Consider the following 12,450-nt stretch of genomic DNA (forward strand, 5'->3'; position numbering starts at 1 on the left):
GTCGTGACCGATCACCCTGTGCTCCCCGGCGCCCGCCACCGCGACGACGGACCGCTCACCCTCGGCGAGGGGCTCGAGGCGCTCGCCCGTCTGGTCCCGCCCGGACGCGCCGTCAGCTACGGGGGGCTGGCCGGCCTGCTGGGGGTCGGCGGTCCGCGGCAGGCCGGCCGGGCGATGGCCGAATCGAGCCCCGGCACGCCCTGGTGGCGCGTGGTCCGGGCCGACGGCTCGCTGCCTCCGGAGCTGGCCGCGCGGGCCGCCGTCGAGCACGAACGCGAGGCCATGCCCCGCACCCCGGCCGGGCGCATGGACCTGCCCCGGGCCCGCTGGGAGCCCGACGACGGCGCCGCGCGGGCGATCCGTGCGATCGCCGACCGTATCGTGTCCGGGCCCGGTGCGAGGATGAGGCCATGACCAGGGAACACGGGGTGGACCCCTTCGACGACGACGCGGCGGCGCCGGAACGGGCCGCTCGGCTGGTGCGCACGGCCGCCGCGCCCGAGGACCGGATCACGCTCACGGACGAGCAGGAGGCGATCGCCTCGCTCGCCCCCGGGCACGGCGCCGTGCTCGTGCTGGGCGCCCCCGGCACGGGGCGCACCACCGTGGCGGTCGAGTACGCGGCCCGCCGGATCGAGGCGGGGCTGGACCCCGAGTCCCTCCTGCTGCTGGCCCCGAGCCGGGATGCGGCGGCGCGGCTGCGTGACGCGCTGACCCGCCGGCTCGCCGCCGCCGGTCGGGGCACCCGCGCCGTCACCCCCGTGCGGACCTGGTCCTCCTACGCGTTCGACCTGCTGCGCCGTGCCCGCGTCACGGGACCGCTGAGGCATCTGGAGGTCGCCCCCCGGCTGCTCACCGGTGCCGAGCAGGACACGGTGATCGCCGAGCTGCTCGAGGGCTACGCCGCCGGCCTCGCCGCCGCGCCGGACTGGCCGGACGACGTCGCCCCCGCCGTGGAGGCGAGGGGATTCCGCCGTGAGGTCCGCGAGCTCGTGGACCGCATGAGCGAGCTCGGCCTCGAGCCGGGCCGCCTGCAGGAGCTCGGCACCGCCCACGGGCGCCCCGAGTGGGAGGCCGCGGCCGTGCTGCTGCAGGACTACCGGGACCGGATCGACCTGGGCATGGCCGAGGCGTTCGACGCCGCCGGGCTGCTGTCCGCCGCCGTCCGCGTGCTCACCGAGCGGCATCCCGAGGACCCGGAGCGCGACGCCGCGGCGCAGGCGTTCGTGGCGGCGGAGCGGGACCGCCTGGCCGTGCTCGTGGTCGAGGACCTCCACGAGGCCACCCCCGCCGTGCACGACCTGCTCACCGTGCTCGGACGCGGGCGGGACGTGCTGCTCACCGCGTCGCCGGACACCACCGTGGAGGGCTTCCGCGGCGCCCGGCCCGACCTCCTCGCCCGGTACCCCGGGGTCCTCGACCCCGATCCCGTGCCGGGGGCCGCCCCGCCCGCGTCCCCGGACGGGCGCGTCCGGGTGCTGACGCGCGGGCACCGCATGCGCGCCGAGGTCCAGGACGCCTACCTGCGCGTGGCCCGCCGGGTCCGCCAGCGCACCGCCGGCGTCGAACGGACCCGGACCGAGACCGTCCCGGCGGACGGTGACGGCGCCGTCCGCGCGCACGTCGTGCCCACCCGCGCCCACGAGGACCAGCTCGTCCTCGAACGGGTGCTGCGGGTCCACCACGAGGACGGGGTGCCCCTGGACCGGATCCTCGTGGTCGCCCGCTCCGGCTCCCGTGTGGCCGCGCTCGCCCGCCACCTGGAGGCCGAGGGCGTCCCCGTGCTGCGCGACGCCGCCGGGCTCGTGCTGAAGGAGGAGCCCGCCGTCGCGCCCCTGCTCACGCTGGTGGACGCGGCGGGGGCGCTCGCGGAGGATCCGGAGGCCCGGGTCGAGGACGTGCTCGACCCGGACGAGGTCGTGGGACTGCTCACCGGCCGGTACGGGATGGCCAGCGCGCTGCACGTGCGGCGGCTGCGCCAGGACCTGCTGGCCGCCGAGCGGGGCCGGGGCGGCCGGCGCACCTCGGACGCGCTGCTCGCCGCGGCCCTGCTGGACCCGAGCCTGGCCGGCCCCGAGCACGAGCGGCACCGCGCCCTGCGCCGCGTCCACTGGATGCTCCGGGACGGCCTGGAGGCCGCCCGCGCCCCCTCGGCCTCGCCCGAGACCGTGCTGTGGGCGCTGTGGTCCGCCTCCGGTCGGGCCGAGCGGTGGCGTTCGCTCGCGCTGCGGCCCGCCGAGCACGCGAACGAGCGCCGCGAGTCCCGCCGGGCGGACGCGGACCTCGACGCCGTCGTCGCCCTGTTCAAGGTGGCCGAGCGCTTCGTGGACCAGTTCCCGGGCGCGTCGCCCGAGTCGTTCGCCGTCTACATGGAGTCCCAGGACCTGCCCGTGGACACCCTGGCCCGCCGTGCCGAGTCCGGTGACGCCGTGCACGTGCGCACCCCTGCCGCGGCGGCCGGCCAGGAGTGGGACACGGTGATCGTCGTGGGCCTGCAGGAGGGCGTGTGGCCGAACACCCGGCTGCGCGGCCAGCTGCTCGGCGCCACCGACCTCGTGGACCTCGTGACCCTGCCCGCGGACGCCCCGTGGCCCACGGATCACCGCACCCGGCTGCGCGAGGTGCGTCAGGACGAGCTGCGCATGCTCGCGGCCGCGGTCTCCCGGGCACGGCGTCAGGTGGTCGTCACGGCCGTCCGCTCGCCGGATGAGGGCCCCTCCGACTTCCTCGACCTGGTGGACCCGCCCGAACGGCTGCCCGCCGAGGCGCGCGACGCCGCCGGCGTCCGGCGGCTCACCGCGGTCCCCGACCCGATCACGGCGTCCGCGCTCGTCGGCCGGCTGCGCCGCGTCCTGGAGGCCGGGGACGAGGCGGACGCGGCCGACGGGGCGACATCCCGGGCCGCGGCGGCCGCCGGCCTGGCGGTCCTCGCCGAGGACGGCGTGACCGTCGCGGACCCCCGACGCTGGTGGGGCCTGCTGCCGCTGTCCACCGAGGCCGCGCTCGTCGACCCGGAGCGCGAGGTCGTCGCGCTCTCGCCCTCCCGCGTGGAGACGGCCCTGCGCAATCCGCTGAACTGGGTGCTGTACCACGTCGGCGCGAACGCGGGCGGAACCCTCGCCCAGTCCGTGGGCACGCTCGTGCACTCGGTGGCCGAACACCACCCCGAGGGCGTGCCCGAGGACGTGCGCGCCGAACTGGAACGCCGCCTGCCCGAACTCGGCCTGCCGGAGGGCTGGATCACGGAGATCGAGCACGACCGGGCCCGCGGCCTGGTGGACGCCTACATCGGCTACTGGAGCATCGCCCGGGCGGCCGGGCGTCGGCCCGTGGCCCAGGAGGTGCGGCTCCTCGCGGACCTGACCTGGGGCGGGACCACCGTCCGGATCACCGGCGTCGTGGACCGGCTCGAGGCGGATGCGCAGGGCCGACCCTTCATCGCCGACCTCAAGACCGGCCGCAGCGCGCCCACCGGCGCGGAGATGGCGCGCCAGCCCCAGCTGGCCGCCTATCAGGTGGCCGTCCGCGCCGGCGGTCTGGAGCAGGTCCGGGACGACCCCGCCACGGACCCCGCCCTGCGCGCCGCGCTCGCCGGTCTGGAGCACCCCACGACACCGGCCGGCGCGGCCCTCGTCCAGCTCGGCGCCGGCACCCAGAAGACCAAGGTGCAGGACCAGCCGGCCCTCGAGGACGAGGACACCTGGGCGCTCGAGCAGGTGTTCACGGCGGCCCGCCGCACCACGGGGCCGCGCTTCCTCGCCCTCCACGAGGCCGGCGCCCGCCGGTGCGCGCTGCCCTCCGTCTGTCCGCTCTGCTCCGAAGGAAGGCAGGTCACCGAATGGCCCCGCTGACCGGCGATCCCGCCGCTCAGACCGATCGTCCGCGCGTCGAGGACGCGGTCCACTCCCCGGAGGACATCGCGGCGCGGCTGCGGCTGCCCCCGCCCACGGAGGAGCAGGCCGAGGTGGTCACCGCCCCGCTCACTCCGCGCCTGGTGCTGGCCGGCGCCGGCTCCGGCAAGACCGCCACCATGGCCGACCGCGTGGTCTGGCTCGTGGCCAACGGTCTCGTGCGCCCGGACGAGGTCCTCGGCGTCACGTTCACCCGGAAGGCGTCCGGTGAGCTCGCCGAGCGGATCAACGGGCGCGTGGACGCCCTGCTGCGCTCCGGCCTCGAGATCCCCGGCTTCGACGGGGAGCCCGAGGACCTGGGCCGCGCCTGGGTGTCCACGTACCACTCCTACGCCGGCGCGCTCGTCAGGGACCACGGCCTGCGGATCGGCGTGGAACCGGAGGCGCGGCTGCTCGGAGGCGCGGACGCCCACCGGCTCATGGGCGCCGTCGTGCGTTCGCATCCGGTGGTCGCGGACACCCTCGGCGTGGCCCCGTCCCGGCTCATCACGCAGGCGTTGCGGCTGGCCGGGGACATGGCCGAGCACCTGGTGAGTGCGGACGAGGTGCGCGAGTTCCTCGCCCGGCTGGCCGAGCAGGGGAGCGCCCTGCCGCTGCCCCCGCGCGCCAAGACCCCCTCGAAGGAGATCCAGGAGTTCCTGACCGGCCTGGCGGACCGCGCCCTCATGGCGGACCTCGTGGCCCGCTACGACGAGGTCAAGCGCGAGCAGGACGTGATGGACTTCGGCGACCTGCTGCGCCACGCGGCGCGCATCGCCGTCGAGGTGCCGGCGGCCGGCGAGCAGGAGCGCGCGCGGTTCCCCGTGGTGCTGCTGGACGAATTCCAGGACACCTCCCACGCCCAGATGCGGATCTTCGCCGGGCTGTTCGGCCCGCGCGGCCCCGAGGACGACGCGCCCGGGTTGGGGCACTGCGTCACCGCGGTGGGTGACCCCCACCAGTCGATCTACGGCTTCCGCGGCGCCTCCGCCGGGCAGCTCTTCGCCTTCCCGCACGCCTTCCCCCGACTGGAGACCGGCCCCGGCGGCGCCCCGCGGCGCGTGAACGCGGACGTCTCGCACCTGACGATCGCGTGGCGCAACGAGGAGTCGATCCTGGCGGTCGCCAACGCCGTCGCCGCACCGCTGAACGCCCACGCCGCCGCGACGGGCGGCGCGCCGGTGGAGGTGCGCACCCTGCGGCCCCGGCCGGGCGCGGGGGAGGGCGTCGTCCGGGTGGACCGGTTCGTCACCGCGGAGGAGGAGGCCGCCGACGTCGTCGCCCGCCTCGGCGCCCTCACCGGGTCCGGGCCCGGGGGGACCACCCCGAGCCGCGCCGTCCTGTGCCGCACCCGCGCCCAGTTCGGCCCCGTGCTGGACGCGCTCGACGCCGCCGGCCTGCCCTACGAGGTGCTCGGGCTCTCCGGGCTGCTGGCGCTGCCGGAGGTCGCCGAGGTGCTCGCCGTCCTCCACGTGCTGGCCGACCCCACGCGCAGCGACCAGCTCGTCCGCCTGCTCACCGGCCCGCGCTGGCGCATCGGCGTGGCCGACCTCGAGGTGCTGCAGGAGCGCGCCCGGTTCGTCTCGCGGCTGCGGGCCCGGCGGGCCGGCGGTGGGCGGGAGGACCCCGCCGGGGACGCCCCGGACCCGGCCCGGGACGTGAGCCCCGAGGAGGACGCCGACGCCGCCGCCCTGCTGGAGGCCCTCGACTCCCTGCCCGGGGAGGGGACGGACTGGGTCGGCTCCCGCGGCCGCGGCTTCTCACCCGAGGGCCTGGCCCGGCTGAGGGCCGTCAACGCCGAGCTGCGCCGGCTCTCCACGCGCACCGGGGAGGACCCGGCCGACCTCATCGCGGAGGTGATCCGTGAGACGGGGTTGGACGTCGAGGTGGCCCTGCGGCCCGGCGTCTCCGCGGCCGCGGCCCGGCGGCACTTGAACGCGTTCCAGGACGCGGCCCGCGACTTCGGCGCCGGCACCACGGCGACGGACCTGACGGCGTTCCTGGCCTGGACGGAGTCCGTCCTCGAGCACGAGGACGGCCTCGGCGTCGAGAACGCCGAACCCACCCCCGGCCTGGTCCAGGTGCTCACCGCGCACGCCTCGAAGGGGCTCGAGTGGGACGTCGTCGCGGTCCCCGGCCTGCAGGAGGGCACGTTCCCGTCCACGCGGGCGGACCGCTGGACCAGCCCCGGGGCCGGCGCGCTGCCGTGGCCCCTGCGCGGGGACCGCGCGTCGCTGCCGCAGTGGGATGGCTCGTGGGCCCAGGACCAGCGGGACTGGGTCCAGTCGGCCGGCACCAAGTACAGCTCCAAGGCGGCCCAGGAGGGCAACCCGGACCCCTATGCCGTGGCCGTGGCCGCCCACGCCGAGCGCGAGGAGCGGCGCCTGGCCTACGTCGCGTACACGCGCGCGCGATCCGCCCTGTGGCTGAGCACCTCCCTGTTCAAGGGAGTCAACAAGGAGCCCCTGCCGGCCTCGGCCTTCCTCGAGGAGGTGGCCGGTCTGGCGGGGGAGGTGCCCGGCGTCGCGCTCGGCCCCGCCCCGGCCGAGGACGACCTGCCCGAGGCCAACCCCGCCGCGGCCCGGACGCTGGTCGCCCGCTGGCCCTTCGACCCGCTCGACGGCCCGGAGGCCTTCGTCGCCGACCCGGAGGACCCCGAGGACGAGGAACGCTGGCAGCCGCTGCCGCACCGCTCCCGGGCCCGCCGGCACGGGGTGGAGGCGGCCGCCGCGGCCGTGCACGCCGCGGACCCGGCGGCGCTCGGGGACGACCCGGAGCTGGCCCGCCAGGTGGACTGGGTGCTGCTGCGCCGCCGGGACGTCGCCGGGACGGGCGGGGAGACCGCCCTGCCCGAGCACGTCTCCGTGTCCCTCTACGGCGAGCTCGCCGCCGACCCGCAGGCCGTGGCCGAGCAGCTGCGCCGGCCCCTGCCCCGGCCGCCCGCGCACGCGGCGCGACGCGGCACGGCGTTCCACGCGTGGCTCGAGGAGCGCTTCGGGGCCACCGGCATGCTGGACATCGACTCGGCCGAGGACGCCGCGGACCTGTGGGTCGACGAGGCCCTCGACCTCGGCCCGATGCAGGAGTGGTTCCGCTCCTCGCGCTGGGCGGAGCGCACCCCGGCCTTCGTCGAGGCCCCGGTCGAGACGACGGTCGGCGGGATCACGCTGCGCGGCCGGGTCGACGCGATCTACCGCTCCGGCGGCGACCCCCGCCTGCCCTTCGACCCCGAGGCCGACTGGGAGCTCGTCGACTGGAAGACCGGCGCCGTGCCGCGGGGCCGCGACCTCGAGCTCAAGTCGCTGCAGCTGGCCGTCTACCGGCTCGCCTGGTCACGGCTGCACGGGATCCCGCTGGAACGGATCGGGGCCAGCTTCGTGTACGTGGCCCACGGGCAGGAGCGCTCCTTCCCGGACCTGCCGGGGGAGGAGGAGCTCGAGCGTCACATCACGGACGCCCTGGCCCGCCGTTGATCGGCCGCACCACCTCGACGGCGGGCAGCGACCCCGTCTCCGGGTCCGCGGTCCTCGCGGCCGCGGCCTCCCGGGCGTCCTCCGCCGCATCCCGGGCGTCCTCGGCGGCGTCGGCGGCCGCGTCGGCCTCCGCCTGGCGCGCGGCCGCCTCCTGCGCGGCGCGCACGTCGCCCTCGAGCTCGGCCAGCATGGCCTCCGCCTCGGCGACCATCCCCTCGTCGTGCCGGTCCAGGCCCCGCGTGAGCCACTGGGCGAGGGCGAACTCGGCGAGCAGCGCCGCACGGCGCATCAGGTGGGCGTCGCCGTCGTCGGCGGCCCCCGCGTCGGCCCGCCGGGCCGCGTAGGCGTCGAGGACGCGGTCGGCCAGGTCCGGGTCCGTGGCGGCGGCCAGCCAGGCGACGTCGCCGGCCGGGTCGCCCACGTGCAGGTCCGTCCAGCCCGTCACGCCCACCACGCGGCCGCGCTCGAGGAGCAGGTTGTCCTCGTGCAGGTCACCGTGCACGGGCACCGGGGTGAACCGCCACAGGGCCTCCTCCTCCATGGCCTCCTCCCAGCGGCGCAGCAGCAGGGGCGGCACGCGGCCGGAGGTGGCCGCCTGGTCGAGGGCGTGGAGGTGACGCTGCCGGATCTGCTCCGCCGTGTAGGAGGGCAGGTCCGCGTGGTCCACGACATCCGAGGACAGCGTGTGGATCGCGGCCAGCACGCGGCCCACGTCCTGCACCGCGGGCTCGCCGAGCCGGGCCAGCTCCTCCAGGGTGACGGGACGCCCGGGCATGTCCTGGTAGACGAAGGTGCGCAGCCCCTCGAGCCGCACCGCGCCCGCCACGGAGGGCGTGCGGAACGGCAGGCCGGCGCGCACCGCCGGGGTCAGGCCCGCCAGCACCTGCAGCTCCGTCTCGAGACGGATGCCCGCCTCCGGGGTGCGGGGCGAGCGGACCCGCCACCGCTGGCCCTCACCGTCCACGACGACGGCGGTCGAGAAGTCCGCGGGGTCGTCCGGGCTCGCCTCCACGGAGACGGGGGCGAGGCCGGGGACGGCCGCGGCGGCCAGGGCTGCGAGACGAAGGGGCTGACGATCCACCCCTCCAGCCTAGGCGCGGAACGCCCTCCCCCGTCGTCGGGCGCACCGGAGACGGGTCGCTAGCCTGGACGCATGGCTTCCTGCCCCCCGTCGTCGTCCGACCCCACCGCCGCACCACCCCTGGCCCTGCCGCTGGCCCGCGAGGAGCTGGACCGCGGTGCCGTGGCCCGCCTCGACCCGGGCCACCTGGCGGCGTCCTGGGCGCGCGAGGGGACGGAGGTCCTGTGGCTGCAGGGCGGCCGCGCACCGGTCGCGGACGGCCGGCTCGTCTTCACCGCGCCCTCCGGTCCCGTGCCGGCCGAGGCCGCGTATCTGGGCCGCGGCACCGCGGCGGACCGGGGCCCGCACGGGCGGGAGCGCGAGGTGGTCTCCGTCGCCGTCGAGCCGCCGGCGGCCCTGCCCGAGGACGCGGCCGCCGCGCTCGCCGACGCCGTGTGGGTCGGCCTCCGCGATGCGGCCGCCGCCCTCAGCGACGCGGACACCGGGCTGTTCGTGGCCGCCGTCGCGAACGCCAACTGGCACGCCACCCACCGCTTCTGCGCGTTCTGCGGCGGCGTCACGGACGTCGAGGCGGCCGGCTGGGTGCGTCGCTGCCGCGACTGCTCCCGGGAGCAGTTCCCGCGCACGGACCCGGCGGTGATCGTGGCCGTCATCGACCCGGCCGGGCGGATCCTGTTGGGCCGCAACGCGGCGTGGCCCGAGGGGCTGTACTCCTGCCTGGCCGGGTTCGTGGAGCCGGGGGAGTCCCTGGAGCACGCGGTGGTCCGGGAGATCGCGGAGGAGTCCGGGATCACGGTGACGCACCCGCGCTACCGCGGCTCCCAGCCGTGGCCGTTCCCGCGCTCGCTCATGCTCGGGTTCACCGCCCTGGCCCCGGCCGGCGTCGAGCCGGTTCCGGACGGCGAGGAGATCCTCTCCGTGCGCTGGTTCGAGCGGAAGGAGCTCGCGCATCTGGCCCGCGAGGGCGACGTCACCCTGCCCGGGGCCGTGTCCATCGCGCGGGCGCTCATCGAGGATTGGTACGGTGGGATGCTGCCCGATGCGCAGACCCTGATCACCTAGGAGGACTCGTCCCGCATGAGCACTCCCGACGAGATCCTCCGCGGCCTCGACCCGGAGCAGCGCCGGGCCGCCACGGCCCTGCACGGGCCCGTCTGCATCCTGGCCGGCGCCGGCACCGGCAAGACCCGCGCCATCACGCACCGCATCGCCTACGGCGTGGCCTCCGGCGTCTTCGACCCGCACCGCACCCTCGCCCTGACCTTCACGGCGCGCGCCGCCGCGGAGATGCGCACCCGCCTGCGCGACCTCGGCGTGGCCGGCGTCCAGGCCCGCACGTTCCACTCGGCGGCCCTGCGCCAGCTGCAGTACTTCTGGCCCCAGGCCGTGGGCGGGCCCATGCCCTCGCTGATCGAGAACAAGGTGCGCCTGCTCACGGAGGTCGCCCAGCGCATGCGCATGACCGTGGACCGGGCCGGCCTGCGCGACCTCGCCGGCGAGATCGAATGGGCCAAGGTCTCCCTGCACGCCCCCGAGGGCTACGCCGAGGCCGCGAAGGAGCGGGAGATGCCCGCCGGCTGGACCGCCACCACCGTCGCCCGTCTCTACACCGGCTACGAGGAGGCCAAGACAGCCCGGAACATGATCGACTTCGAGGACGTGCTGCTGATCCTCGTGGGGATCCTGTCCACCGAGCCGCAGATCGCGGCCACGATCCGGGACCAGTACCGCGTGTTCGTGGTGGACGAGTACCAGGACGTCTCGCCGCTGCAGCACCGCCTGCTCGACCTCTGGCTCGGCGACCGCGGCGACCTGTGCGTCGTCGGCGACGCCTCTCAGACGATCTACTCGTTCACGGGCGCGACCTCCCGCTTCCTCACCGACTTCCGTGAGCGGTATCCCGCGGCCACGGTGGTCCGTCTCGTGCGTGACTACCGGTCCAGCCCGCAGATCGTGGAGGCGGCCAACCGCCTGCTGGCGGACCGCACCAAGGCGGGGGAGCGGGACCGCACGATGCCGCGCTGGCCCGACCCCCTCGAGCTCGTCTCCCAGCGGCCGGCCGGCCCCGACCTCGTGTTCGCGGAGTGCACCGACGACGAGGCCGAGGCCGGCTGGGTCGCAGACCGGATCGCGGCGCTGATCGACGACGGCGTGCCGGCCTCCGAGATCGCCGTCCTGTTCCGCACCAACGGCCAGTCCCAGGCCTTCGAGACGGCGCTGTCCTCGGCGGGCATCGGCTACCAGCTGCGCGGCGGCGAGCGGTTCTTCTCCCGGCGCGAGGTGCGCGACGGCATCCTGCAGCTGCGGGCCGCCGCCCGCGCCGCCCAGGACCTGACGGGCGACGACGTCACGGACCGGGTGCGGGACGTGCTCTCCTCGCTCGGCTACTCCGCCGAACCGCCGGCGGCCTCCGGCGCGGCCCGTGAACGGTGGGAGTCCCTGCACGCCCTCGTCAACCTCGCCGACCAGCTCGCCACGACGCGCGGGGCCGAGTTCACGTTGACCGAGCTCGTGGCCGAGCTCGACGAGCGTGCCCAGCACCAGCACGCGCCGACGGTGCAGGGCATCACCCTGGCCTCGCTGCACTCGGCCAAGGGCCTCGAGTGGGACGCGGTGTTCCTCGTGGGCCTGTCCGAGGGGCTCATGCCGATCTCCTTCGCGGAGACCCAGGCCGAGGTGGACGAGGAACGGCGCCTGCTCTACGTGGGCATCACGCGTGCCCGCCAGCACCTGTCGCTGACGTGGACGCTCTCGCGGGGCACGGGCGGGCGCTCCACCCGGCGGCCCTCCCGGTTCCTGTGGGCCATCGACCCGACCCTCGGCGGCACCCGCGAGCACGCCCCGGCCCGTGGTTCCGCGGCGGGCCCGACGGCGCCGCGGCGCCGGGGCGCGAAGGTCGCCGTGTGCCGCACGTGCGGCAAGCCCCTCGAGACGGGAGCCGAGCGCAAGGTCGGCCGCTGCCTGGACTGCCCCGCCACCTACGACGAGGCCGTGCTCGAGGAGCTGCGCGACTGGCGCACCCGCACGGCCGCCGAGATGCGGATGCCCGCGTTCGTGGTGTTCACGGACGCCACCCTCGTGGCCATCGCCGAGGCCATGCCGAAGACCCCGGCAGAGCTGCTGAAGGTGCCCGGCCTCGGCAAGTCCAAGCTGGAGAAGCACGGACCGGAGCTGCTCGAGCTGCTGCACGGCACCCCGGCGGCCTGAGCCGCGGACCCGCGCTCCGTTCCGCCGGCGGCGCCGACCCTGTCAGAACGCCCAGCCGAGCGCGTCCGGGTCGCAGGCACAGCCGGGCCGGGGGCGGACCCGCACCCGGCGCGTGCGTCCCGTCACCCGATCGGCCCGCAGCACGCCGGGGGCCGGTCCGGCCCGCAGCGCGTCCACGGTCAGCACGGCGGCCCGCAGCGCCGCGAGCCCGTCCACCTGTCCCCGGTGCGCCGACGGGCCGGGCGCCGTCGGGGCATCGGGGACGCCCGTCGGATCCGCGGGCCATCGGCACAGCGGGCACCCGCGCACCCCGGGGGCGCACCACGGTCCGACCGTGACCGCCTTCGGTCCCACCGTGACCGGCAGCAGCGGGTGGTCGGCGGCCAGGGCCTGCGCGGCCAGGTCCGCGTCGAGCACGGACCCCACCGCCACCGTCGCCTGCCCCACGAGCACCGGCACCGGGCCGTGGTGCGCGTAGAGGCGCAGCCCGGGGGCCACGTCGCCCAGCCGGCGCTCGAGCGCACCCGCCCGGGGCCGACCGAGGTCCCCGGGCAGCAGGCCGGTCCCCAGGTCCGCGGCGTCGACGGGCCGCGGATCCCACAGGGCCAGGCGCAGCGCCCCGGCCCCCGCCAGGGCGTGGGCGATCGCCGCGCCCACCGCGTCGAGGCCCGCCACATGGACGTCGGTCGGCGGGGCCCACACCCCCGGCTCCGGCGCTGACGCGGCGGTGTCATGAGGGACGGTGGTGACGGTCTCGGCGACGGTGCGCACGGCTCTCCTCTCGGCTCGGTGCCTCCCA

Annotated in this window: 7 protein-coding genes; 5 read left to right on the plus strand and 2 right to left on the minus strand. The window is 76.9% G+C overall.

Annotation, left to right across the window (positions count from 1 at the left end; translation table 11 throughout):
• Window positions 1-3 precede the first annotated feature (3 nt).
• The 3 genes from ACZ1IK_RS07630 to ACZ1IK_RS07640 are packed head-to-tail and all read left to right on the plus strand — an operon-like array spanning window position 4 to window position 7,363.
• Complete coding sequence (locus tag ACZ1IK_RS07630; RefSeq protein ID WP_061867018.1) at window positions 4-414, plus strand: MGMT family protein; 411 nt, start codon at window positions 4-6, stop codon at window positions 412-414.
• Window positions 411-3,851, plus strand: a complete 3,441-nt coding sequence (locus tag ACZ1IK_RS07635) for an ATP-dependent helicase (protein ID WP_061867017.1) — start codon at window positions 411-413, stop codon at window positions 3,849-3,851. Before ACZ1IK_RS07630 ends, ACZ1IK_RS07635 begins: the two co-directional genes overlap by 4 nt.
• On the plus strand, window positions 3,839-7,363 hold the full coding sequence (locus ACZ1IK_RS07640; RefSeq protein WP_465098439.1) for an ATP-dependent helicase: 3,525 nt from the start codon (window positions 3,839-3,841) through the stop codon (window positions 7,361-7,363). Before ACZ1IK_RS07635 ends, ACZ1IK_RS07640 begins: the two co-directional genes overlap by 13 nt.
• Here ACZ1IK_RS07640 and ACZ1IK_RS07645 read toward each other — a convergent pair.
• Window positions 7,338-8,444, minus strand: coding sequence for a phosphotransferase (locus ACZ1IK_RS07645; protein WP_041105121.1), 1,107 nt, complete (start codon window positions 8,442-8,444; stop codon window positions 7,338-7,340). The genes ACZ1IK_RS07640 and ACZ1IK_RS07645 overlap by 26 nt on opposite strands.
• A 72-nt stretch (window positions 8,445-8,516) precedes the next feature.
• On the opposite strand from ACZ1IK_RS07645, the gene nudC reads away from it, so the two are divergent.
• Both nudC and ACZ1IK_RS07655 read left to right on the plus strand, forming a co-directional pair.
• Complete coding sequence (gene nudC, locus ACZ1IK_RS07650) at window positions 8,517-9,506, plus strand: NAD(+) diphosphatase (RefSeq protein ID WP_036314348.1); 990 nt, start codon at window positions 8,517-8,519, stop codon at window positions 9,504-9,506.
• Window positions 9,507-9,521: 15 nt separating this feature from the next.
• The gene (locus ACZ1IK_RS07655) at window positions 9,522-11,651 is read left to right on the plus strand and encodes an ATP-dependent DNA helicase UvrD2 (RefSeq protein WP_041105123.1); all 2,130 of its coding nucleotides are present in this window, start codon (window positions 9,522-9,524) and stop codon (window positions 11,649-11,651) included.
• 42 nt (window positions 11,652-11,693) lie between these two features.
• Here ACZ1IK_RS07655 and ACZ1IK_RS07660 read toward each other — a convergent pair whose 3' ends face one another.
• Window positions 11,694-12,422 (minus strand): ThiF family adenylyltransferase, encoded by a 729-nt coding sequence (locus ACZ1IK_RS07660; RefSeq protein ID WP_041105125.1) that lies wholly within the window; start codon window positions 12,420-12,422, stop codon window positions 11,694-11,696.
• Window positions 12,423-12,450: the final 28 nt, after the last annotated feature.

Source organism: Micrococcus sp. CS26 (genome assembly GCF_055522295.1).

Excerpts from the sequence above, each read along its gene's own strand:
- nudC (WP_036314348.1), top strand. The coding sequence starts at position 8,517 with ATGGCTTCCTGCCCCCCGTCGTCGTCCGACCCCACCGCCGCACCACCC.
- ACZ1IK_RS07640 (WP_465098439.1), top strand. The coding sequence starts at position 3,839 with ATGGCCCCGCTGACCGGCGATCCCGCCGCTCAGACCGATCGTCCGCGC.
- ACZ1IK_RS07635 (WP_061867017.1), top strand. The coding sequence starts at position 411 with ATGACCAGGGAACACGGGGTGGACCCCTTCGACGACGACGCGGCGGCG.
- ACZ1IK_RS07655 (WP_041105123.1), top strand. The coding sequence starts at position 9,522 with ATGAGCACTCCCGACGAGATCCTCCGCGGCCTCGACCCGGAGCAGCGC.